General features: G+C 55.6%; 23 protein-coding genes and 1 tRNA gene. 11 read left to right on the plus strand and 13 right to left on the minus strand.

Going from position 1 to position 23,736, the window contains the following annotated elements:
• Positions 1–95 precede the first annotated feature (95 nt).
• From tsaE to DW133_RS00215, 3 genes are all read left to right on the plus strand, one after another.
• A complete protein-coding gene (gene tsaE / locus DW133_RS00205) occupies positions 96–596 on the plus strand; it encodes a tRNA (adenosine(37)-N6)-threonylcarbamoyltransferase complex ATPase subunit type 1 TsaE (RefSeq protein ID WP_118274067.1) in 501 nt (166 codons plus the stop codon).
• On the plus strand, positions 593–1,864 hold the full coding sequence (locus tag DW133_RS00210) for an N-acetylmuramoyl-L-alanine amidase (RefSeq protein ID WP_118274069.1): 1,272 nt from the start codon (positions 593–595) through the stop codon (positions 1,862–1,864). Before tsaE ends, DW133_RS00210 begins: the two co-directional genes overlap by 4 nt.
• A gap of 62 nt (positions 1,865–1,926) precedes the next feature.
• Positions 1,927–3,645: a PhoH family protein gene (locus DW133_RS00215; protein WP_118274071.1), complete on the plus strand. Its 1,719-nt coding sequence runs from the start codon at positions 1,927–1,929 to the stop codon at positions 3,643–3,645.
• Positions 3,646–3,713: 68 nt separating this feature from the next.
• Here the strand turns inward: DW133_RS00215 and DW133_RS00220 are convergent, their stop codons facing one another.
• The 13 genes from DW133_RS00220 to DW133_RS00280 form a co-directional block, all read right to left on the minus strand.
• Positions 3,714–4,223: a DUF456 domain-containing protein gene (locus tag DW133_RS00220; protein WP_118274073.1), complete on the minus strand. Its 510-nt coding sequence runs from the start codon at positions 4,221–4,223 to the stop codon at positions 3,714–3,716.
• 64 nt (positions 4,224–4,287) lie between these two features.
• Positions 4,288–5,685 carry a replicative DNA helicase gene (gene dnaB, locus DW133_RS00225; RefSeq protein ID WP_118274633.1) on the minus strand — a complete coding sequence of 466 codons (1,398 nt, stop codon included), beginning with the start codon at positions 5,683–5,685 and terminating at the stop codon, positions 4,288–4,290.
• Positions 5,686–6,000: 315 nt separating this feature from the next.
• The gene (gene rplI, locus DW133_RS00230) at positions 6,001–6,453 is read right to left on the minus strand and encodes a 50S ribosomal protein L9 (protein WP_118274075.1); all 453 of its coding nucleotides are present in this window, start codon (positions 6,451–6,453) and stop codon (positions 6,001–6,003) included.
• Positions 6,454–6,455: 2 nt separating this feature from the next.
• Positions 6,456–6,737: a 30S ribosomal protein S18 gene (gene rpsR, locus DW133_RS00235; protein WP_118274077.1), complete on the minus strand. Its 282-nt coding sequence runs from the start codon at positions 6,735–6,737 to the stop codon at positions 6,456–6,458.
• Positions 6,738–6,740: 3 nt separating this feature from the next.
• The gene (gene priB / locus DW133_RS00240; protein WP_233542060.1) at positions 6,741–7,043 is read right to left on the minus strand and encodes a primosomal replication protein N; all 303 of its coding nucleotides are present in this window, start codon (positions 7,041–7,043) and stop codon (positions 6,741–6,743) included.
• A gap of 29 nt (positions 7,044–7,072) precedes the next feature.
• Positions 7,073–7,474, minus strand: coding sequence for a 30S ribosomal protein S6 (rpsF, locus tag DW133_RS00245; protein ID WP_118274079.1), 402 nt, complete (start codon positions 7,472–7,474; stop codon positions 7,073–7,075).
• 185 nt (positions 7,475–7,659) lie between these two features.
• A tRNA-Thr gene (locus DW133_RS00250) sits at positions 7,660–7,735 on the minus strand.
• A gap of 166 nt (positions 7,736–7,901) precedes the next feature.
• Positions 7,902–9,149, minus strand: a complete 1,248-nt coding sequence (locus DW133_RS00255; RefSeq protein WP_118274081.1) for a hypothetical protein — start codon at positions 9,147–9,149, stop codon at positions 7,902–7,904.
• A 103-nt stretch (positions 9,150–9,252) separates the two neighbouring features.
• Complete coding sequence (locus tag DW133_RS00260) at positions 9,253–10,005, minus strand: basic amino acid ABC transporter substrate-binding protein (RefSeq protein ID WP_233542061.1); 753 nt, start codon at positions 10,003–10,005, stop codon at positions 9,253–9,255.
• A gap of 157 nt (positions 10,006–10,162) precedes the next feature.
• Positions 10,163–10,645 (minus strand): 2-amino-4-hydroxy-6-hydroxymethyldihydropteridine diphosphokinase, encoded by a 483-nt coding sequence (gene folK / locus DW133_RS00265; protein ID WP_118274083.1) that lies wholly within the window; start codon positions 10,643–10,645, stop codon positions 10,163–10,165.
• Positions 10,642–12,222, minus strand: coding sequence for a polynucleotide adenylyltransferase PcnB (gene pcnB, locus DW133_RS00270; RefSeq protein WP_118274085.1), 1,581 nt, complete (start codon positions 12,220–12,222; stop codon positions 10,642–10,644). Before pcnB ends, folK begins: the two co-directional genes overlap by 4 nt.
• Before the next feature lie 60 nt (positions 12,223–12,282).
• The gene (locus DW133_RS00275; protein WP_158571081.1) at positions 12,283–13,053 is read right to left on the minus strand and encodes an HAD family phosphatase; all 771 of its coding nucleotides are present in this window, start codon (positions 13,051–13,053) and stop codon (positions 12,283–12,285) included.
• Positions 13,054–13,063: 10 nt separating this feature from the next.
• Positions 13,064–13,696 carry a DnaA regulatory inactivator Hda gene (locus tag DW133_RS00280; RefSeq protein WP_147408832.1) on the minus strand — a complete coding sequence of 211 codons (633 nt, stop codon included), beginning with the start codon at positions 13,694–13,696 and terminating at the stop codon, positions 13,064–13,066.
• 226 nt (positions 13,697–13,922) lie between these two features.
• On the opposite strand from DW133_RS00280, the gene purM reads away from it, so the two are divergent.
• From purM to DW133_RS00320, 8 genes are all read left to right on the plus strand, one after another.
• A complete protein-coding gene (gene purM, locus DW133_RS00285; RefSeq protein WP_118274091.1) occupies positions 13,923–14,951 on the plus strand; it encodes a phosphoribosylformylglycinamidine cyclo-ligase in 1,029 nt (342 codons plus the stop codon).
• A gap of 81 nt (positions 14,952–15,032) precedes the next feature.
• Positions 15,033–15,356 carry an RnfH family protein gene (locus tag DW133_RS00290; protein WP_118274093.1) on the plus strand — a complete coding sequence of 108 codons (324 nt, stop codon included), beginning with the start codon at positions 15,033–15,035 and terminating at the stop codon, positions 15,354–15,356.
• 145 nt (positions 15,357–15,501) lie between these two features.
• Complete coding sequence (gene guaB / locus DW133_RS00295) at positions 15,502–16,968, plus strand: IMP dehydrogenase (RefSeq protein ID WP_118274095.1); 1,467 nt, start codon at positions 15,502–15,504, stop codon at positions 16,966–16,968.
• A gap of 133 nt (positions 16,969–17,101) precedes the next feature.
• Positions 17,102–18,667 carry a glutamine-hydrolyzing GMP synthase gene (gene guaA, locus DW133_RS00300; protein WP_118274639.1) on the plus strand — a complete coding sequence of 522 codons (1,566 nt, stop codon included), beginning with the start codon at positions 17,102–17,104 and terminating at the stop codon, positions 18,665–18,667.
• 194 nt (positions 18,668–18,861) lie between these two features.
• Positions 18,862–19,317, plus strand: a complete 456-nt coding sequence (locus DW133_RS00305) for a YbhB/YbcL family Raf kinase inhibitor-like protein (RefSeq protein WP_118274097.1) — start codon at positions 18,862–18,864, stop codon at positions 19,315–19,317.
• A 151-nt stretch (positions 19,318–19,468) separates the two neighbouring features.
• Entirely contained in the window at positions 19,469–20,734 is a 1,266-nt protein-coding gene (locus tag DW133_RS00310) for a dicarboxylate/amino acid:cation symporter (RefSeq protein WP_233542062.1), read from the plus strand.
• Positions 20,735–20,955: 221 nt separating this feature from the next.
• Positions 20,956–22,437, plus strand: a complete 1,482-nt coding sequence (gene putP / locus DW133_RS00315; protein ID WP_118274099.1) for a sodium/proline symporter PutP — start codon at positions 20,956–20,958, stop codon at positions 22,435–22,437.
• A gap of 191 nt (positions 22,438–22,628) precedes the next feature.
• Complete coding sequence (locus DW133_RS00320; protein ID WP_255415066.1) at positions 22,629–23,678, plus strand: branched-chain amino acid aminotransferase; 1,050 nt, start codon at positions 22,629–22,631, stop codon at positions 23,676–23,678.
• The last annotated feature ends 58 nt before the right edge of the window (positions 23,679–23,736 follow it).

Consider the following 23,736-nt stretch of genomic DNA (forward strand, 5'->3'; position numbering starts at 1 on the left):
CGCTTGCTCGGAATTTCGCATTTTCGTCCTTTTTCTTGCCTATCCGTCGACTTTTTTCAAGACGATTGCCTCAGGCATGCACTACACTTGCACTCATGCAGAAAACGGCCGACATCAAAACAGTTTTTTTCGAAACACAGGCAGACACGGAAGCCTTTGCCCGACGCATTGCCAACGCGCTTATGGCTCATGAATCCGATATTGAACAAAACGGATTCAACTTTCGCTTAAACGGCGGACTGGGCGCGGGCAAAACGACACTGACCCGTGCGCTGTTGCGCGCCTGCGGCGTCTCCGGCCGCGTTCGCAGCCCCACGTTCGAGCTTGTGGAAGACTACGAGATCGGCGCAACGCTCGCCTTTCATCATTTTGACTTCTACCGATTCGAGTCAGCCGAAGAGTTCGACGAAGCGGGCTTCCGCGAACTTTTCGGCCCGGGCATGGTCACGGCTTGCGAATGGAGCGAAAAAGCCGCACCCTATCTGCCTCAAGCCGATTTAGAAATTTCGCTTCGCGTGCAAAACCTCTCGCGCGAAGCCACTCTTAAAGCCTTTACGCCTCTGGGACGTACGATCCTAGCGGAGGTTTGCGCATGAGCACCACCCGTCGAGAACTCATTCTGGGCGCCGTCGGCGCCGTTGCCGCGCAGCCGCTTCAGGCACTTGCCGCCCCTCGGCTGCAAGTGCGCATCTGGCCGGGCGATGAAAGCACGCGTATTTCGGTCGAATCTGACCGCAAGCTCAAGTACAGTTATATGGTGCTGCGCGGCAAAAAGCCCTATCGACTGGTGCTTGACCTCGAAGGCCTGCGCCTGAACGCTAACATCGAAAAGACGCTCAAGAACTTCAACAGCTCCGACAAGTTCATCGCGGGCATCCGTCCCGGACAGTTCAAACCCAACATCCTGCGTATCGTCTTCGATCTCAAGGACGACGTGCGCGCTGACGTAAACTACTCTAAGCCCATCGCTCAGTTCGGACACCGCATCATCATCGATCTGGAGGCCACCAACGCCGACACGATGCGTGAAGTCATTGCAAGAACGGGCGCCAATGAGGAACCCGCCAAAGAAGTCAAGCGCGAGCAGAGCAAACCAAACACCGTTTCGGAAACCCAGCGCGTCACAAAGAAAAAACCACCCAAGAAGTCCGGCAAAACCGAAACACTTGTGGTCGTCATTGATGCCGGCCACGGCGGCGAGGATCCGGGCGCCATCGGCAAGCGACGCAAAACATACGAAAAAACGGTGGTGCTGGCCATCGCCAAGAAACTTGAAGCGCAGATCAACCGCACACGCGGCATGCGTGCCGTGATGACCCGCACCAAGGACGTGTTCCTGCCGCTGCACAAACGCGCGGCGGTGGCAGTCAAGCAAAAGGCGCACATCTTCGTGAGCATTCACGCCGATGCGTGGATCAAGCCGGAGGCCAACGGCTCCTCGGTCTTTACGCTGAGCGTGGGTGGCGCCTCCTCCCTGCAGGCACGCTGGCTTGCTCAAACGCAAAACCGAGCCGACGAAATCGGCGGAACGGTCTTCAAAGATGTTGCTTCGCAGGCCCGCAGCACCGTCGTCGATATGCTCGCTGAAACAAAATTGCGCTACGGCATTCAGTTGGGAGACGAGGTACTCTCGGAACTAGCCAAACTCGGCCCCTTGCACAAATCGTCCGTGGAATACGCGGAATTTGCCGTTTTGAAAGCCCAGGGTGTGCCGTCGATTCTTGTTGAAACAGCGTTTTTGAGCAATCCCAAGGAAGAAAATCGCCTGCGCGACGCGCGCCATCAAGCGCGCCTTGCCAACGCCATTTTCACGGGCATTCGAACCGCCGTGCGCAAGGACCCCTCCATTCTCAAGCAAACATAAGAACACCTGCAGCCGGTTCTTACGATCCGGCTACTTTTTTAGCACTAAACGACAGACACGATATGCCTCTTCCCGAAGCTCCCCGCAAACGCGGCACCATTCTCGATGTGAGTGCCTACGGCAAGAAAACAGCCGATGTCAGCACCAAACCGGCAACCAAGACTGCTGCACTCAAGACCGCTGCCAAGACCAAGACAGCTGCGACTGAGGTAAAAGAAACGACTCGCGCCGCTGTAAAAACCGCTCCGAAAACCACAGCCAAAAAAGCTGCCAAACCAAGCAAAACCGTCAAGAAAACCGCCGAAGCAACGATTGTCGCCACGCCTGAAGGCACCACCGCGCACGAAAAAGCTACCAACACCGCGCGTCTTCGCAGTCCGCGTTCAAGCTCCACCGGACAAATGGCCCGCATCTTTGTGCTTGACACCAACGTGTTGCTGCACGATCCGACCTGCCTTTTCCGGTTTCAAGAGCACGACGTCTACCTGCCGATGGTCACGCTCGAAGAACTTGATAATCACAAGACGGGCACGACCGACATCGCTCGCAACGCGCGTCAGGTGAGCCGCACGATCGACCGATTGATCGAGTCGGGCACCGGCCCCATTCAAGACGGCGTGGAGCTCGCCGTACTCGGCAACAAAGAAGCTCGCGGCAAGCTGTATTTTCAGGACTTCGGATTCAATCCCCGCGAACTGCCCGCCGGTCTCCCTCACGACAAGGCCGACAACATGATTCTGGCTGTAGTGCGTGCGCTGCCTGAGCTTTTTCCCGACAAGCACGTCGTGCTCGTCAGCAAAGACATCAACATCCGTATCAAAGCGACGGCAATGGGGCTCACGGCCGAGGACTACTTCAACGACAAGACCATTGACGACGCCGATCTGATCTTTACCGGCTGCGCTTCGGTAACTCCCGACTTCTGGGAAAAGCAGACACATAACCTCAAGAGTTGGCAGAGCGATGGCAGCGTCTGGTACAGCTTCGAAGGTCCGTTGGCCATGAGTCTTTCGGTCAACCAATTTGTCGCTACCACCGACGGCTCTTTCGTGGGTCAGGTCAAAAGCGTTGCCCAAGGCGTAGCCACGCTGTGCACGATTAAAGACTACCTGCAGCCGCGCAACGCCGTCTGGGGCGTACACGCCCGCAATCTGGAACAGTCGCTCGCGCTCAATCTGCTCATGAATCCGGACATCGATTTCGTGACTCTGCTGGGACAAGCCGGCACCGGTAAGACTCTCATCACGCTTGCGGCAGCTCTTGCGCAAACACTTGAAGATCGGCGTTTTTCCGAAATCATCTTTACCCGTGCGACCGTGAGCGTCGGCGAGGAAATCGGTTTCTTACCCGGCACGGAAGAAGAAAAGATGACTCCCTGGATGGGCGCGCTGGAAGACAATCTGGAAGTTCTCAACAAGGCCGACCGCGGTGCCGGCAGCTGGGGCCGCAGTGCTGCGGCAGACATCATCCGCAGCCGCATCCGCATCAAGTCGATGAGCTTTATGCGCGGCAGAACGTTCCTCAACAAGTTCGTCATCATCGACGAAGCGCAGAACCTCTCGCCCAAGCAGATGAAAACGCTCATCACTCGTGCGGGTCCCGGCACCAAAATCGTGTGCATGGGCAACATCGCGCAGATTGACACGCCCTATCTCACTGAAGGCTCTTCCGGCCTCACCTACGTTGTCGAGAAATTCCGCGGTTGGTCGCACGCGGGTCACATTACGCTACAGCGCGGTGAACGCAGTCGCCTTGCCGATTACGCAAGCGAAGTTCTCTAACGGCATCCGCAAAAAAAAAATCGGGAGGTCGAGCGTTTCGATCTCCCGATTTTTTTAAGTCGTTCGAATCAGAACCAAAGCGCAAAGCACATGATGCCGATCATAACGAAGGACAAACCAAGCTTGACGACGGTACCAACCATCATGCCGACCCAGGTTGCCCAGCCAACGTTGCCTGCTACGCGCAGATCGCGCTGCGCGATGTATTCTCCGATGAAGGCGCCCACGAGCGGCATAAAGAGAATGCCTACGATCCCCATGAAGAGACCTGCGATGGTTCCGATCAGAGAGCCCAGAATGCCCCACTTCGAAGCACCCGCTCTTTGCGCACCCATGGTCTGCGCCACCCAGTCAACAGCAAGTCCTATGACGGTGAGTACGCCGAGCACCACCAACGGCACCCAGGTGATGTGCTGAAAGTCTCCGATCCAAGCGGCCAGAAGTGCACCCAGAAAAATCATGGGGATACCCGGCAAAGCCGGCACCACAGTTCCGGCCACTCCGCACAGGATCAGCGCTACCACGCAGATCCACAAAATAATTCCGGTCCAGTCCACTGCAAGCAATGTGTCGATCATTTTTGTTTTCAGCACCCTTTTCCCGCACAGTCCGGGATCGGATTTGCCGCTCCGAGAAAAGACGTTATTGGTATTCAGGCGGAATGTCGCCCTCTTCAGCAAGGTTATCAAAGCGCGTGAACTGACCGTCAAAGCGCATGTTGATCACCCCCGTCGGGCCGTTACGCTGCTTGCCGATGATGATTTCAGCGAGATTCGGGTCTCCCGTTTCCTTGTTGTACACCCAGTCGCGATAAATGAACATGATGATGTCGGCGTCCTGTTCGATAGCCCCCGATTCGCGCAAGTCGCTCATCATCGGTCGTTTGTCGGCACGTGCGTCCACTCCGCGGTTGAGCTGAGAAAGCGCGATGATCGGCACCTCCATTTCGCGGGCCAAACCTTTGAGACCACGCGAAATTTCAGAAATTTCCGTAGCACGATTTTCCATCGAACTCTTGCTCGAGCCGCGCATCAGCTGCAGGTAGTCCACGACGATCAGAGATAGACCGCCCGTTTTGCGTGCCAGACGGCGCGCACGGCTACGCAGTTCGTTTACCGACAGGTTGCCCGTGTCGTCAATGTAAAACGGCGCCTGGCTCATGAGGCTCACGGTTTCCGTGTAGCGCGCCCAGTCGGCGTCGTCAAAGCGCCCGCGACGCATCTTCTGCGCGTCGATGCGGCCCACCGAGCTGATCAAACGCTTGCAAAGCTGTACGGAGCTCATTTCCATCGAGAAGATGGCCACCGGCATCTTGAGGGTCAACCCAGCATACTCAGCGATGTTCATGGCAAAGGAGGTCTTACCCATCGAGGGGCGTCCGGCCACGATGATCAAATCCCCCTTCTGAAGGCCTGAGGTCATCCGATCAAGAATCTTGAAGCTCGTCGGCAGCCCGGTGACATCGTCGGAATTGCGCATCTGGTAGAGCTGCTGCACTTCCTGCGTAACTTCGCCCGCAAGTTCCTCAAGAACGCGAAAACCGCGCTTGCCCTTGTTGGATTTTTCATCGATGGCAAAGACTTTGGCCTGAGCCTGATCGAGAAGCGTGGGAACATCGGCGGATTCCGGAGAAAGTGCGCTGGTGGCGATCTCTTCACCCGCGGTAATAAGCTGGCGCAGAATCGAGCGGTCGCGCACAATTTCAGCGTAGCGGCGGATGTTAGCTGCGGCAGGCGTGCTGTTGACGAGGCTGTTGAGATAGGCCAGGCCTCCGATTTCGCGCGCCTTGTCTTCGGCTTCGAGTTCCCCGTAGACCGTTACGATGTCGGCCGGGCGCCCTTCGGAACACATCTGCTGGATCTTTTCGTAGATCACGCGGTGTTCGCGGCGGTAAAAATCATCGGGCGTGAGAACATCGGCTACCTGATCGAACGCGTTGTTGTCGAGCATCAAGCCGCCGAGCACACTCTGTTCGCTTTCCACCGACTGCGGCGGCAGACGAACGGAAGCCACTTCCGGATCGTGAGAAGCACTCGACATCACTGGCGTCTGCGCCGACAACGGAACGTCGGGCAACATGTCCTCGGCAGGCACAGACGTCATCGTGTCAATGTCGCCAGCGGGAATCTCGTCGTCAAATCCAGCCATATCACACCTTGAATCTGCAATTTTGAAAGTGCTTAATCTTAACGGATGCTCAACTACTGCGCGCGATATCGGCAACGTGCGGTTACACGGTCCGGTGCTCGTTCACACATTCCGAACATAAAAAAAACCGAACCTCTCCCAGGGGAAAGATCCGGTTTCGTCCCAATTTTTCAGGGCACGCTCCTGACGGAGCATCAACCGAAAAAATTAGGCGGCTTCGGCAACCACGCGCACGACGATGTCGGCGGTGATGTCGGTGAGAAGGCCGATCGTGATCGTGAATTCGCCCACGCTCTTGATGGCGCCGAGCGGCGTACGAACCTGGCTCTTCTTGATCTGGAAGCCGAGCTTGTCAACAGCTTCAGCGATGTCGGCGTTGGTCACAGAACCGAACAGGCGGCCGTCAACACCGGCCTTGCTCGTGATTTCGATCACCTGGCCGTTGAGCTTTTCAGCCGTTTCCTGAGCCTGAGCGATACGTTCAGCCTGCAGGCGTTCGAGTTCAGCGCGACGAGCTTCGAATTCTTCGATCGCAGCCTTGGTAGCACGCTTGGCGTGACCCTGGGGGATCAGGAAGTTACGGGCGTAGCCATCCTTAACCTTAACGATGGCACCGAGATCACCGAGGTGATTGATCTTTTCGAGAAGAATGACTTGCATGATTAACGGGTCCCCTGGTTGTCGGTGTAGGGCAACAAAGCGAGGAAGCGAGCGCGCTTGATCGCCGTGTCGAGCTGACGCTGATAGTGCGCCTTCGTACCGGTCAGGCGAGCCGGCATGATCTTGCCGTTTTCCTGAATGAAGTCGCGCAGGGTATCGATATCCTTGTAGTCGATCTGTTCGACGTGTTCAACCGTGAAACGGCAGAACTTCTTGCGCTTGAAGAGCGCATTCTGTTGGTTGGCACGGCGGGGCTTGCCCTTACCTTTTGCACCAAAAGCCATTTTTCAACTCCTAATTTTGAATTCCGTGATGTGGACCGTCAGCTTTGAGCTTCTGAGCGAACGCTGTGCAATGAAACCTTTCATGTCGAGCGTCTTACCTAGTTCGACCTTATCGAGTCTCGCAGCCGTATCGGCAAACGACATAACCGTGAAGTCAAACTCTATTTTCCGCATCGCTCCGGCTTCGAACTGCTGCCCGGCGTAGTGACACCTAGCTTCGAAAACCGCAATTCCTGCCGGCGTGTAACACAGTTCTTTTTTTTCGACCAGAACCGCGCTGATGACGATGCTGTTGTCAGAATCCACTCTCGCGACGATCTAAAAATCTGTTTGGATTAAGCCTGTTCGGCGGTTTCAACTTCAGCCGGAGCCTGTTCAGCGGCGGGTTCGGCTGCAACCTTCTTGGCTTCTTCCTTTTCAACGCTCTTCATCATGACGGAAGGAGCGGTTTCGGCCTTCTTGGTCTTGACGACGAGGTGACGCAGAATGGCGTCGTTGAAACGGAATCCGTTTTCGATTTCAGCAAGCGTAGCGTCCGTGCATTCGATGTTCATGAGAACATAGTGAGCCTTGACGAGCTTCTGGATCGGATAGGCGAGTTGACGACGGCCCCAGTCTTCAACACGGTGGACCTGACCACCCTGTTCGAGGACGAGATTCTTGTAACGTTCGATCATCGCGGGAACCTGTTCGGACTGATCCGGGTGCACGATGACGCACAGTTCGTAATGACGCATTGATTCCTCCTTACGGAAATAAGCCACCCGAGCGTCGTATCGGTGTGGCAAGGATGTGAAAGCGCGTAATGTTATTCGGTTTTTCCTTAAAAATCAATATCCTAAGGAAAGAAACCAACAAAAAAGCCTCAAAGCACGACAATTCGGCTGTTGAGGCATTTTGTTTCCCCGTTTAAGGGAGTAAGTGGTGCCGGTGAGAGGATTCGAACATCCGACCTTCGCATTACGAATGCGCTGCTCTACCAGCTGAGCTACACCGGCACACTTGTTTTTCCTTCGAGGCGTTTGTCTCTCGAAGAGATGCGCATTTTACAGAGCTTTTCGAAAAATGCAAGAGTGCGATCAAATTTTTTAGATCATCCTCTGACTCAGTCTTTGTGAAGCCGATTCCGACGAGAGGCCCCGAACCTCGGACCTTCGTATGACGTCAATACAGCTGCAGTCCATTGGCCGTTCCGTACTCAGGCGTGAGCACGATTTCGCTCTTGATCTTGCTCTTTTCCTGCTTGACATAACCCTGCATGAGCGCGTCGGCAACCAACTCCGGCGGCAAAATGGATTCGTCCGACTCAAATTGGAAACGACCGACAGGCTGAGTTCCCTGCCCGGTAGATTCAGATCGCAAGACACCCGACAAGGTCGCACGATTGCCTTCGATCGACACCGAGAGCGGATCAAATTCGACGACCACTCCGTCATTTTGAATACCTCTCATCAGAGTCAGCGTTAACAAATCATCGTGCAAATACGATGGGCCGAGCAGAATCTGCGCAAACTGCTCACAGAGCTCCTCAGTAATACCTGTGACACGTACCGAACCGCTGACATCATCCACCGCGCCGATCTGCCCGAGTTCCAGATAAAGAGCCGGAGAAGCCGGTTTCTTGAGGCTGAAGCTCATGGTCTCAGCCCACGTTTTTGTCCCTTCTTCCGGCTTCAGATCAAGTTTGAAATCAAATCCGTCAAAGCGGGCGGCTGCGCTCACCATCGAATCTATCTTCATCGTGAGCGATGTTTCCGACAATCCCGAATTTTCGCCATTGAGCGCCTTGGCAATAGGAGCGGCGTCCGACACAAAGGAGAACTCGAACTTGCCGAGCTTCAATTCGGGCTGACCGACCGGTCGGCATGACAATCCCGGAGTCTGTGCTCGCACTTCCAATGTCTTGCCGGTTTCGATATCGAACTCAAAAGCTTCAAACGAGCACTGGCCTCCGGCCACTACCGTAAACGGTTTGATCTTGTACGTCAGTCTCGCGCTGGGCAGCGCCTGGCTGCCGGACGTCAGAGCATCCCAGGCCGTGTAGGACACTTCGATGCGATCATCGAAGTTCTGCACGCCCGCTCTCAAAAGCCCCTGCTCGAAATTGGTATCAGCCGCGCGGGTAAGTTCCACTTTCGTCGTAAGCCCGGGATAGGCCCGGCCATTGAACGTTCCGAGTTGAATGCCGCCCACGGCTTCGAACGTCACCTGGAAGGTCTTTTTGAAGAAGCCGCCCTCGTACTTGGTCACACGCGCGGCCAGCTCGGCAGGAAGCACGGACGAAAAATTACTGATAGCCGTCTCATCGAACGCTTTTCCGGCCGAATAGATTCCATAAAACCAACAGCCGCCGACAGCCGCGACAGCCAGAGCGCACGTGGCACCGGCCAAAATTTTTGTGGTGTTTTCCATCGAAAAAGACGAAAGCGAAAAGTCAGATAGGAAGCGAAGGAAAGGAAACGGCCGCTTGAAACTTATTCAGGCGGCCGCTTGATATTAACAATTTTAGGAGCACTTAAGACTCGCCAAACCACTTGGCGTAGATCTTGTCGTAGGTTCCGTCATCTTTCATGCTCTTCATGGCGGCATTGACCTTGTCGCGCAATTCCGTATTGCCCTTCTTGACCGCAAACCCGAAATATTCGCTGTCAAACTGCATGGGCTGGCGCTTGAGTCCTTTGGCGGCACGCGCATTGGTCACCAAAAAGTAGCCGATCACCGGACGGTCGGTAATCACCACATCACTACCGTTCATCTTCAGGTCCATGAAGGCTTCTGCACTTGTGTTGAAAGCCTTGATCTTGGTACCGGGGATACCCTTGGCCACTTCGGCGCCGGTCGTGCCGATCTGCACGGCAATCGTCTTGTTGTGCAGATCTTCGATCTTCTGATACTTGGCTTCATCGCCGACACGAATCATCAGACCCTGACCGGCCTGGTAATAGGGTTCACAGAAATCAACGCGCTTTTTACGTTCTTCCGTGATCGTCACACCGCTCACCACGATGTCAATGTTGTTGGTCATCAATGCGGGAATCAGGCCGTCAAACCCCATGTTGACGAATTCCACCTCAACTTTCATGCGCTTGCCGATTTCGCGGATCATATCCATATCGAAACCGACGTATTCACGACTGGAGCTGTCGAGGAACTCAAAGGGAGCAAAGGTCGGATGCGTACCGACGCGAAGCGTATCGGCAGCGCTCGCGGCAAAGGAAGCTAACGCCATGACACCGGCGGCAAGCGTGGCAAAAATCTTACTTTTCACTTTGTGTTCCTCCGTTTTTGCCCATTGGGCACTTCGTTCTTGTTATCGCAACCGCGTCATCTGAGGCATAAACGCGGGCATTTGAAAATTGCGGATTATTTTCGCACGAAATATCACTTGTGTTGCTAGGTATTTCGTATTGGACGCTAAGCTTTTTTCAAGGCAGACGGCTAATCGCCTGATCCTTAACACTTTCTAGAAAGTCGCCGGCAGGCCCCTTACCGGGAATCCGGCAGTCCGGTTCAATTTCCAAAAGCGGAACCAGCACAAAGGCACGTTCGTGCATACGCGGGTGCGGCAGAGTCAGAAAAGGCGTCTGCTGAACCACGTCACCGTATAAAAGCAGATCCAAATCCAACGTGCGCGGTGCATTGTGCACCCCCTCCGGACGAACGCGATGCGCTTCGTTTTCAATGACAAAAAGTGCGCGCAACAACGCTTCCGGTTCCAGTTCCGTTTCCACCGTCACAACAGCATTGACATAGTCCGGTCCGGAAGAATCAACTGGTGCCGTGCGATAAAAAGAGCTTACCTTGAGCAAGATCGTCTGCTCAATCTTACTGATCCTTTTGAGCGCTTGTTCAAGCGCCTTTTTGGGCTCACCCAGATTGGCACCCAACGCGATTACAGCTTCGGTCATGATTGTTCAGACTTGGATTCAGCTTTGTCGCTCTTGGGACGGCGACGGCGGCGTTTGGGCTTGGCCGAAACAACAGAAGCGGCATTGTCAGGTTTTTCTGCAAACTTCGCTTCACTTGCCTGCCCCTCGATTCCGGCCTTTTCCGCCGAAGATCGGCGACGTCGGGAGGTCTTACTGCGGGGCTCGTAACGCGTGGCCTCTTCCGTGAAGCGCTCTTCGTCGCGCTGCTCTTTTTGACGACTCTTAGAGCCGGCTCGTGCTTGGGCCGCCGTGCGGCGCGCTTCGACCTCGGCCTGAGCCACCATGTCGGCGCGCTTTTGTTCATCTGCGTCGACAAAATCTTCCCACCAGTGTACGAGACTCTCGGGAACATGCCCTAAAGCACTGCGCAAAAGCATGAAGTCATACCCAGCTCGATACTTAGGATGTTCGACAAGGGTGTACGGATTCTTGCCGGTGCGCCGTTCAAATCGAAGCTGCAGCATCCAAATAAGCTTCATGTCGGCAACAAAGCGGTACTGAATGGCAAGCTTGGCCGATTGCGTGGCGATCACTTCTTCGGCAGCCGAGTAAAGCGCCATCGCTCTTGCCGAACCCTTATTGCTTGTCGAAGACTTCTGATAGGCGTCCCAGCGCTTTTTCACTTGCGGCCACAAAAGCGTGGCAAACAGGAACGCGGGCGAAATCTTTTTACCCACGGCGATACGCTCGTCAGTGCGCTTGAGCGCGAGCATCAGAAACTTCTCGCCGTCGGGCTCATCAAGAATGACATCGAGCATCGGCAAAAGCGAACGATGCAGGCCCGCAGCACGCAGTTTGAGCAGACACTCTTCAGCGCGGCCGCACGTAAAGAGCTTGATCATTTCATCGAAAAGTCGAGCTGCAGGCACATTGCCGAGCAACGGCGCCATTTCCGCAATGGCTCGATCCGCACTTTTTTCAATCTTGAAACCCAACTTGGCAGAAATACGCACGGCACGCATCATGCGCACCGGGTCCTCTCGATAGCGCGCCTGCGGATAACCGATCATGCGCAACGTCTTGCGTCGAATGTCCTCGTAGCCCCCGTGATAATCGTAAATGTCCCCCGTCGACGGATCGTAGTAAAGCGCATTGATCGTAAAGTCGCGACGCGCAGCGTCCTCCCACATCTCCCCGAAAATGTTGTCGGAAATGACGCGGCCGGAAGCATCCTTGCGAACGCCCGAAGCATCCAGTGCTCTGAATGTCGAACATTCAACGATTTCGTTGCCGAACACCACATGCACCAGACGGAAACGACGTCCGATGATGAAGGCGCGGCGCTGAGCACGCTTGACCTGTTCGGGAGTGGCATCAGTGGCCACATCGAAGTCTTTGGGCTTGACCCCGAGCAACAAATCACGCACAGCGCCGCCCACAACGTAGGCTTTGTAGCCGCGCTGCTGCAAAATTGAGCACGTACGCACCGCGGCAAAGCTCACCATTTTCGGATCAATGCCGTGTTCGCTTGCCCTAATAATGCGAGGCTCCTTATTGACCTCGTGATTGTTGCGCCCCACGATGGAGGCGATCATGCGCTTGACGTAATCAAACACTTATTCTTTACTCCGTTCGTCCGCTCTTCTATTGATTTGCATGCGGCTCTTTTCGTTTTTCTACTTGCTTTTTCTCAAAAGACGAGGCGCATTTTCTCGATTTGCCAGCGCTTTGGCAACAAGTTGCGCCGCAAAGTCATACTCTGCCTGAGTGTAACTGTCCGTCACATGCCAGCCGCGTTCGCTCGCAATGCGCAGCAACGTCTCCCTTGCATTCACAACGCAGCATCGCCCTCCCTTTTTGTCAACATACTCAAAAAGGGCAAGATCGGCTTCGCTGTCCGACCAGAATTCGTATTCGTCGATCGTCGTGCCCTGTCGCTTCAACTCATCAACGAGTTTTTCAACGGCCGTCACTTTGCCCTGCTGATACGTGATCGGCTCAATCCAGCGACCGGTGAAATTGCCCGATTGGTCTTCCTGAGGTCTGACCGACAGTAGGTAATCCACGCCGAACAGTTCGGCGGAAGGCTGCGTGGCATAACTGTAAGTAGCCGAACAGATCGCCGTGACGGCGCCCGCTTGTTTGGCTTCATTGACAATTCTGACGGAACTTGCGGGAAGAATTTTTTCGAGCACCTCCGCGCGATAAGCTTTGCGAGCCGCATCCAAATCCGCACGATTGAACTGAGCCAGAAACTGCATCTGCCACATTTCGTACTCATCAATGTTCAATGTCTGCTCGATATATTCGCGCGTAAAACGATCAAGCGTTTCTTCTGCAGTCACACGCACAGCCTTTTCGCAGGCCCTAAGGAGCCACTTGCACCAGATATCCCCCGTATCAATGGGCATCAACGTGTGATCAAGGTCGTAAACTACAAGCTTCACAAATCCTTCCTCAGTTCTTTGAAAGAACATCTTTGAGCGTCGCATCCAACAGGACCGTGGTGATGCGCCGGTGTTCGCGGACGGCCTTTTCATCAACCGCATCTAAAAAACGCCGTAATCCGCGCATGTCTCGCGGGCAGCGAGCTTCGATCCAACGTCTCTGGGCCGAGTCGAACTCAATGCCGCGCTCATGAGCCAGACGCAAGAACTCTTCACCCGCTTCGTCAGCAGACAAATATCGCAACTGGTACGTCAGCCCCCACATCAGACGAGTCTTCACGTCGTCGCGGATTTCGAGATCAGCAGGTCGGATGGTGCCCGCACAAACAATGCGCGCCTGCGGGTGCGAACGTACATCGTTCATCAGAAAGAACAATCGTTCGAGATCTTCATCGTCAAGTCGCTCGACATTGTCAACCGTATAAAAAAGCGTCTGCTCATCGTATTCGGGAACGCGCATGCGCTGAGTCGGCGTAATGGCCCGCAACAAGTGCGAACGGCCGCTGCCGGGTGGCCCCCATATATAAATGAACTGCGGCCCCTGTCCCTTCTTGCAGTCACGCAGCGCAGCCAAAAGCTCAGCGTTGCTGCCGACACGGAAATTGTCCAGCGTCGGTGCTTCGGGCTCAACAAGATTGAGCAAAAGTTGTTCGGTAGGCTGCGCGTTCAATTGAGTTAAGCAGTGCTCGAAAAGTTAAACGGTAACCGGACACGACCGAAATTGCGTCTGCGAATACTGCACAACACAAGACAGCTTGCGTCCGAGTGGGCTAAAATGCCATATTTAATGCAAACGTCGGCACGGCGCTTAAGTTTAGCGCGAAGCCGGCTTCGGCGTTCTAAATTCTCTTGATTGCCTCATCAAAACAATGACTCAGCTTTCCTATGCCGCCGCCGGCGTCTCCATCGACAACGGCGATGAACTCGTTGATCGCATCAAACCCGCCGCCAAGCGCACCATGATCCCCGGTGTTCTCGGCTCCATCGGCGGATTCGGTGCTCTCTTTGAAATCAGCAAAGAATACAAAAACCCGGTACTCGTCTCAGGTACCGACGGCGTGGGAACAAAGCTCATGCTCGCCTTCCAGCTTAACCGTCATGATACGGTGGGTCAGGATCTGGTCGCCATGAGCGTCAACGACATCCTCGTGCAGGGTGCCAAGAGCCTCTTCTTCCTTGACTACTTCGGCTGCGGAAAGCTCGACGTTGACACGGCCGAACGCGTTGTCAAGGGCATCGCTCACGGTTGCGAACTCGCCGGCTGCGCGCTGATCGGCGGCGAAACGGCTGAAATGCCGGGTATGTACCCCGATGGCGAATACGACCTCGCGGGCTTTGCCGTGGGCATCGTTGAAAAAGACGAAATTATTGACGGCAAGAGCATCAAACCGGGCGACGTTGTGATCGGTCTGGCTAGCTCCGGCCCGCACTCCAATGGCTTCTCCCTCATCCGCAAAGTGGTGGAAGTCTCCGGCGCCGACTGGAACATGCCCTTTGACGGCGCCACGCTCGCTGACCGCGCAATGGAACCCACCCGAATCTACGTCAAGCAGGTCCTCAACGTGATGAAGTCCGTGAAGATCAAGGGCATGGCTCACATCACGGGCGGCGGTCTGGTGGAAAACATTCCGCGCGTTCTGCCCGAAGGCACCCAGTGCGTGGTGCACGCTGACAGCTGGAAGCGTCCGGCCATCTTCGACTGGCTGCAGGAAAAGGGCAACATTGACGCCCACGAAATGCACCGCGTCTTCAATAACGGCATCGGCATGGCCATCGTGGTCGACGCGGCCGACGCCGAACGCGCCAAGGCGCTCTTTGAAGCCGAAGGCGAAACGGTCTACACGATCGGCGAGATTCGCGAACTGCCCGCCGGCGAAGCTCCCTGCGTGGTCATCTAAGCGGCTTCAGACTGTTTGAAACAACCAAGCGCGGCAAAAGGCCTCGGTCTTGACCCGCGCTTTTTCATACCCGTGAACTCCATGCGCGTTTACATTTGTTGTCCCCGACGAAAAGGGGGTGCCGAGCTGCATGAACTCGACGTTTCCGAAGGAGCTGTGGTTGCTGATGCACTCGAATCGGCCGGCTTTCCCCGCGAAACTACCTGCGGCATCTTCTGCGAAAAATGCACGCCCGAGACCGTTCTGAAGCCGGACGATCGCATCGATATTGCCGTAGCGCTTGCGCTTTCGCCCATGGAAGTGCGCCGCCTGCGCGCACAGAACAAGGAGCGCACGGCCGTCCCGCGCCCGCGTCACGGCGGCATTCATCAGCTCATCAAGCCTTTGGACGAAACAGAGGCCTGAAAATTTTTCGTCTTAAATCCGAAAACCTCTTTCAATAGGACATATTTTGTGCCTATAATGTGAGGTTAACCAAAAGCATCCGGGGCCTCTTGGGCGAACGTCCGGCACTGCGACCCGTTTTTTTTTTGCTTTGAGGTTACCGAAAATGCGTCTCCTGCAGAAGGCACTCACCTTCGACGACGTTCTGCTCGTCCCCGCCTACTCTGAAGTTCTCCCCCGCGATGTGCAACTGCGCACGCGTCTGACTCGCGAAATTACCCTGAATCTTCCGATGGTGTCCGCCGCTATGGACACGGTTTCCGAAGCCAACCTGGCCATCGCTATGGCTCAGGAAGGCGGCATCGGCATCATTCACAAGAATCTCACCGCTCAGCAACAGGCTGCTGAAGTCGCCAAGGTCAAGCGCCACGAATCGGGCGTTGTGAGCGATCCGATCACGGTCGGCCCTGACATGCTCGTGGGCGACGTGATCCGCATGTGCCAGGAACACCGCATCAGCGGCGTGCCGGTCGTCGAAGGCCGTCATGTTCTGGGCATGGTCACCAACCGTGACCTTCGCTTCGAATCCCGTATGGAAGCTCCCGTGCGCGAGGTGATGACCCCGCGCGATCGTCTCGTGACTGTCCAGGAAGGCTCCAGCCTTGACGAAGCCAAGCGTTTGATGCACGAGAATCGTCTTGAACGCGTGCTCGTGGTCGATAAGGACTTCAACCTCTGCGGCCTCATTACTGTCAAGGACATCATCAAGGCTACCGAGCATCCCTATGCCGCCAAGGACAGCGAAGGCAAGTTGCTGGCAGGCGCCTCGATCGGCGTGGGTGCCGGTACCGAAGAACGTCTTGAATTGCTCGTTGAAGCCGGCGTGGACGTGGTCGTCGTCGACACGGCTCACGGCCACAGCAAAGGCGTGCTCGACCGTGTGGCATGGGTCAAGAAGAACTACCCCAACCTGCAGGTGATCGGCGGCAACATCGCTACCGGCGCCGCTGCCCGCGCTCTGGTTGACCACGGCGCCGACGCCGTCAAGGTCGGTATCGGTCCGGGCTCCATCTGCACGACCCGTATCGTGGCCGGCGTGGGCGTTCCTCAGATTTCCGCCATCAGCAACGTTGCTGAAGCGCTTGAAGGCACCGGCGTTCCCCTGATCGCTGACGGCGGTATCCGCTTCTCGGGCGACATCGCCAAGGCCATCGCTGCCGGCGCCAACTGCGTCATGATGGGTGGCATGCTCGCCGGTACCGAAGAAGCCCCCGGCGAAGTGATCCTCTACCAGGGCCGCTCCTACAAGAGTTACCGCGGCATGGGCTCTTTGGGCGCCATGTTCAAGGGTTCCGCCGACCGCTACTTCCAGGACAACAACTCGGGCAATCTCGACAAGCTCGTGCCGGAAGGCATCGAAGGCATGGTGCCGTTCAAGGGCTCCGTGGTGACGATCCTCTACCAGATGGCCGGTGGTCTGCGCTCCTCGATGGGCTACTGCGGCTGCCGCACGATCGACGAAATGCGCTCTCGCGCCGAATTCGTCGAAATCACGGCCGCCGGCTGGCGTGAAAGCCACGTCCACGACGTGAAGATCACGAAGGAAGCCCCGAACTACCGTCAGGAAAACTAATCCTGCCTAGGTAGGTTAAAATAACGCGGCGCGGGTTTTACCCCGCGCCGTTTCTTTTTACCGCCGCCTCTCAAGCAAAATTTTTGTCAGCTTGCCCGCTGACGGCGGCCCCGCACCGCTCAAATTTCCAGACATGCTACACGATCGCATTCTTATTCTCGATTTCGGAAGCCAGGTGACGCAGCTCATCGCACGCCGTGTGCGTGAAGCTCATGTGTACTGCGAAGTGCACCCCAACGACGTTTCCGCTGACTTCATCCGCGAATTCAATCCCAAGGGCATCATTCTGTCAGGCTCTCACATGAGCGCCTACGAAGAGTCCAACGATCAGGTGAGTCCGGCCGTGTTCAGTGCCGGAGTTCCCGTGCTCGGCATCTGCTACGGCATGCAGACGATGGCCCAGCAGCTTGGCGGTCGCGTAGAAAGCGGCTCCAAGCGCGAATTCGGCTACGCCGAAGTACGCGCCCATAACCACACCAAGCTTCTTGAGGGCATCGAAGACTTCAAAGGTCCCGAAGGCGAAGGCATGCTCAAGGTTTGGATGAGCCACGGCGACAAAGTCACCGTCATGCCCGAAGGCTTCAAGCTGATGTGCTCGACTCCGTCCTGCCCGATCGCCGGCATGGCCGATGAAACCCGCGGTTTCTACGCCGTGCAATTCCATCCGGAAGTCACGCACACCGTGCAGGGCAGCCTCATGCTCAAGCGCTTTGTCACGGATATCTGCCACTGCAAGCCCGACTGGGTGATGGGCGACTATATCGCCGAAGCCGTCGAAATGATCCGCAAGCAGACCAACGGCGAAGAAGTCATTCTCGGCCTTTCGGGCGGCGTGGACAGCTCGGTTGCCGCCGCACTCATTCACCGCGCCATTGGCGACAAGCTTACCTGCGTGTTCGTCGACAACGGTCTGCTGCGCAAGGGTGAACGCGAACAGGTTCGCGAAACCTTCGAAAAGAACATGGGTCTGAAGCTCATTGTGGTCGACGCCGTCGATCGCTTCATGGGAGAACTCGCCGGCGTCACCGATCCTGAACAGAAGCGCAAGATCATCGGTCGCGAATTCGTAAATGTCTTCCAGGAAGAGGCCGAAAAGCTCTCCAACGCCAAGTGGCTTGCTCAAGGCACGATCTATCCGGACGTCATCGAATCGGCCGGGGCCAAGACCAAGAAGGCCAAGACCATCAAGAGCCACCACAATGTGGGCGGTCTGCCCGAAACGCTTCACCTGAAGCTACTCGAACCGCTGCGTTCGCTCTTTAAGGATGAAGTGCGCGAACTCGGTGTCGAGCTGGGCCTTCCCTACGAAATGGTCTACCGCCACCCGTTCCCGGGACCGGGTCTGGGCGTTCGTATCTTGGGTGAGGTCAAGCGTGAATATGCCGATCTGCTGCGCGAAGCCGACGCCATCTTCATCGAAGAACTGCGCCGCGCCGGCTGGTACGACAAGGTAAGCCAGGCTTTCGTTGTATTCCTGCCCGTCAAGAGTGTGGGCGTCATGGGCGATGGCCGCACCTACGACTGGGTTGTGAGCCTGCGTTCGGTTGAAACGAGCGACTTCATGACCGCCAAGTGGTCCGAGCTGCCGTACTCGCTTTTGGCCACCGTCTCCAACCGAATCATCAACGAAGTGAAGGGCATCAATCGCGTCGTCTACGACGTCTCGGGCAAGCCGCCTGCCACGATCGAATGGGAATAATCCGGTCAACGTTTTGACTTGATGTCCCGACAAAAGGGCGAAGCCGTTACAGGTTTCGCCTTTTTTGCCTCTTTCTGTCGGACTACGTCTTTTGACGGAAGTTTCTCAAGGTTTTTATAAGAGCGGTCGGATAGAATCGGCAGATATGTGTCGGCTAGCCTTCACGGCATCGACAACTTTCGAAAGGATTGATTATGTATCTGAAGTCCCCGAGCCTTGAAGAAGGCTCCCGCATGCCCGCCAAGCACTCCCTGAATGGAGGCAATCTGTCCCCCGAACTTTCCTGGGGCGACTTTCCTGCGGAGACAAAGAGTTTTGCGGTCACCTGCTACGATCCGGACGCTCCGACCGGCTCCGGCTGGTGGCACTGGGTTGCACTCGACATCCCGGCCAATGTCACGACGCTGACCGAAGGCGCAAAACTTGCCGCTCCGGCACGTGAATTGACAACAGATTACGGCACCAAAGGCTTTGGCGGCGCCTGTCCTCCCTCGGGACACGGCATGCATCGCTACGTATTTACGGTTTGGGCACTGCCGGTGGAAAAACTTGACCTGCCCGACGGCGCCACCGCCGCCAACGCAGGCTTCATGCTCAACGCCATGGCTCTGGCAACCGCAAAAATCACGGCAACCTACGTCACACCGTAGTCCCTGCCCTTAATGAAACTTCTGGGCAGGTACGCGCCCGTGCATACCCTTTCGTCGAACTCAGCTGATAACTTGGATTTGATTGAGTTCGGCGAACTCACACCATAAAAAAAGTCGACTTTTCAAAAAGTTGGACCTCGGGGAGAAAAAAATGACTGCAGACTCCACACAGATGCAGCGCCCGGTGATGAATCCGCACGAAAAACGGATGCAGACGATTCAAGCCGTCCTCTATGTCATCGCCATCATTTTGGGCCTCATCAACGGCTTTTACGGTTCCGAATTTTGGATTCAGACGGGTGAATTCATCTCGACGATCTTCATTCGTCTGTTCCGTTTCATCGCAGTTCCGATCATCGCCGTATCGATCATTGCCACGCTCTCGCAGATTTCGCGTTCTACGGAATCCGGACGCATTTTCCGTCACAGCGTTTTCTACACGCTTCTGACCACAATTTTGGCCGCCTCGCTGGCAGCAATTCTTTTTGAAGTCTTTTCGCCCGCCAACGTAACCCTAAGCGACACGACCGAAGCGTCAGCCGCCATCGCAGGCATCAAAGGCAAGAGCTACTTTGACTACATCACATCCGTTGTCCCCGACAACGCGATTGCGCCGTTCTTGTCGGCCAACGTTCTTTCGGTTTTGCTGATTGCCGCCGCCGTCGGTATCGCCATTGCCAAACTGCCGCATGACAGCCGCGAACAGCGAGTGCTGATGGCCTTCTTCTCGGGCCTTCAGGCTGTGCTCTTCACGCTGGTGGGCTGGATCATCATGATTCTTCCGTTGGGTATCTTCGGCTTTTTCACGGTACTGGCCAAAGAAATCAACGCCGGTGTTGCCGTGGGCGGTCTTGGCACCTATTTCGCAACGGTGCTCACAGCCAACTTCATCCAGATGCTCATCGTGCTGCCTGCGCTTCTTTTGCTGCGCGGCATCAACCCGATTCGGGTCTTTAAGGGCATGTTGCCGGCTTTGACCGTCGCTTTCTTCTCGAAGTCGTCGGCAGGAACGTTGCCCGTAACCATGCGCTGCTCGGAAGTCAATCTCGGTGTTAAAGAAAGCGTTTCGCGCTTTGTGCTGCCGATGTGCACAACCATCAACATGAACGGATGCGCCGCCTTTATTTTGATTACGGTCGTCTACCTCATGCAAAACGCAGGTGTTGACATTACCTGGTCAACACTCGCCGTCTGGATCTTCATTGCCACGATCGCTGCGGTGGGCAACGCAGGCGTTCCGATGGGATGCTTCTTCCTTTCGGCTAGCCTGCTGGCCAGCATGAATGTCCCCATTCTGCTTATGGGCGTTATCCTGCCCTTCTACGCTGTGATCGACGCTATCGAAACAACTCTCAACGTCTGGAGTGACTCCAACGTAGCCGTTTTGGTACATAAAGATCTCTACGGAGACATTTAGTGCCGTCTCCTTGACCTGCGTCTAGCCTTCTAAGGAAAAGGCGCAGGCTCAAGGCGGGTACAATTCCAAATGCAGTGCGGGAGTTGCCTCGCGGCTCCCGTCTCTTTTTTCTGCCATGCGGCCTGCCCCGAAGCCGCAGCAATCTCTCAAAAGAAAATACGGCGTAAAGTCGAATCCGCTGATGTGACTGTGCGCCGCCAATCACAAAAAGAACCAAAGAGATGTTTTCTAATCCGACCGCCATTACTTTTACCGGCTACATGATTTTGATGGTGATCCTGGGCTTTGTCGCCTGGCGATACACCCGCAACTTCAACGACTACATTTTGGGCGGCCGTAGTCTCGGTGGCGTTGTGACGGCTCTTTCCGTCGGCGCTTCCGACATGAGCGGCTGGCTGCTGATGGGCTTGCCCGGCGCCGTGTTTCTTTCGGGCATCACGGAAAGCTGGATTGCAATCGGCCTCACGCTCGGTACCTATCTGAATTGGAAATTCGTCGCAGCCCGCCTGCGCGTATACACCGAAGTTTCTCATAATGCCCTGACGCTTCCCGACTTTTTCACGCATCGCTTTAAGGACGATACGCGCATGCTGCGCATTCTCGCGGCCGTCGTCATTTTGGTGTTTTTCACGATCTATTGTGCGAGCGGCGTTGTGGCCGGTGCCCGCCTTTTTGAAAACACCTTCGACATGAGCTATGAACGCGCTGTCTGGATCGGCGCGGCTGCAACCATCATTTATGTGTTCATCGGCGGATTCTTGGCAGTAAGCTGGACGGACACTTTCCAGGCTTCGCTCATGTGCGTGGCGCTCGTCGTAACGCCCATCGTCGTGATGACCGATCTCGGCGGCTTTTCGAGTGCCGTTGAACAAGTCAAAGCCATCGACGTCAACATGGTCAACATGCTCTCGCATCAGACCTTTATCGGCGTACTCAGTCTCATCGCCTGGGGTTTAGGCTACTTCGGACAGCCGCATATTCTGGTGCGCTTCATGGCTACGCGCTCAATCAAGGTGATTCCTCGCGCATGCCGCATTTCTCTGATCTGGATGATCTTTTGCCTTGGTGGCGCCGTCTCGGTGGGCTTCTTTGGTTCGGCCTACTTTGCTGCGCATCCGGATCAGGCCACGCTCGTTACGGAAAACCACGAGCGCGTCTTCATCGTGCTCTCGCAGGTGCTCTTCAATCCCTGGATCGGCGGCATTCTGATGGCTGCGATTCTGGCAGCTGTCATGAGCACGCTCTCCTGCCAGTTGCTGGTTTGCTCATCGACCCTGACTCAGGATTTCTACCGCGGCTTCATTCGCCCCAAGGCCAACCAATGGGAACTGTTGTGGTTCGGTCGAATGATGGTGCTGCTGATTTCGTTTGTGGCCATCTTCATCGCCATGGATCCGCAAAGCCTGGTGCTCTCGCTTGTTAGCTACGCCTGGGCAGGATTCGGTGCGGCCTTCGGCCCGGTGATCCTCATCAGCCTCTGGTGGAAACGCATGAACAAATACGGCGCCATGGCCGGTATGTTTACGGGCGCAGCCACAGTCCTAATTTGGCACCAATTCAACTGGTTCGGTCTCTACGAAATCGTTCCGGGCTTCCTCTTTGCCGCCATCGCCATCTATGTTGTGAGTCTTCTCACGGAAGCTCCCGACAACGAAATCTGCGAAACCTTTGACAAGGTTGAAGCCGAAGTTCGAGCGGGTTAAACACAATCTGGCGAAAAATTCAATCGCGGTCGGTGGTGTCTTTCCACCGGCCGCGCTTGTTTTGCAGGGAATTTTGCCTAGACGCTTTGGACTAAAACGGGAGTATTATTTTTTCGTTACGCCGCCTGCGCCTACCTCGTCGCGCAGACAGCCGGAAAGGATTCCGATAAAAAACAAACTCGCGGAGACAATTGCAAATGCAAAAGAAACCTCTTGATTGGTCCAAACTCGGATTCGCCTATCGTCCGACGGACTTTCGTTATCAAGCGAACTGGAAAGATGGATCTTGGGATGAAGGCGGTCTGGTAACTGACCCCAACATCGTCCTCTCGGAGGCAGCCTGCGTGTTTCACTATGCTCAGAGCTGCTTTGAGGGCTTAAAGGCCTACACCACAAAAGACGGTCGCATCGTCACGTTCCGCCCCGACATGAATGCCGAGCGTATGGCTAACACGGCGCGCCGTCTGGAAATGCCCGCATTCCCGGAAGACAAGTTCGTGCAGGCCGTTGTGGATACCGTACGAGCCAACGCCGCATGGGTACCTCCTTTCGGCACGGGTGCCTCTTTGTATATTCGCCCGTTCATGATCGGCTCCGGCCCGCAGATCGGCGTTGCTCCTGCTCATGAATTTCTCTTCCGCATCACGGTTATGCCTGTGGGCGCATATTTCCAGGGCGCCGTCAAGCCCTTGAAGGTGCGCGTGTCCGACTACGATCGCGCCGCTCCCCGCGGTACCGGTCACGTCAAAGCCGGTCTTAACTATGCTATGAGTTTGTATCCCACGATGGAAGCTCATCGTCACGGCTTTGCTGAAAATATTTATCTGGATCCGGCATCCCGCACTTATGTGGAAGAAGCGGGCGGCGCCAATGTCATCTTTGTCGATAAAGACAACAACCTGATTGTTCCGAAGTCCGATTCGATTCTGCCTTCGATCACCCGCCGTTCGCTCGTATATGTCGGCGAACACTACCTCGGTCTCAATGTGATCGAACGCAAGGTTGCGCTGGAAGAAGTCAAAGACTTCAAGGAAGCCGCCTTGTGCGGTACTGCTGCCGTTCTCGCACCGATCGGCGAAATTCACACCAAGGACGGCGTCATCGCACTGCCCTCCGGTATGGACAAGATGGGCGAAATCTCCGGCAAGTTGCGTGAAACGCTCACCGGCATCCAGGCGTGCGAAATCGAAGCTCCGGAAGGCTGGGTTGTTGAAGTCTGCAAAGAAAGCGACTTTGAATAATCGCTAGACTCCGCTACGAAAAAAATCCCGCTGAAAACGTCCATGTCTTCGGCGGGAT

Origin of the sequence: Sutterella sp. AM11-39 (assembly GCF_003472385.1) — a bacterium.
GTDB lineage: Bacteria > Pseudomonadota > Gammaproteobacteria > Burkholderiales > Burkholderiaceae_F > Duodenibacillus > Duodenibacillus intestinigallinarum.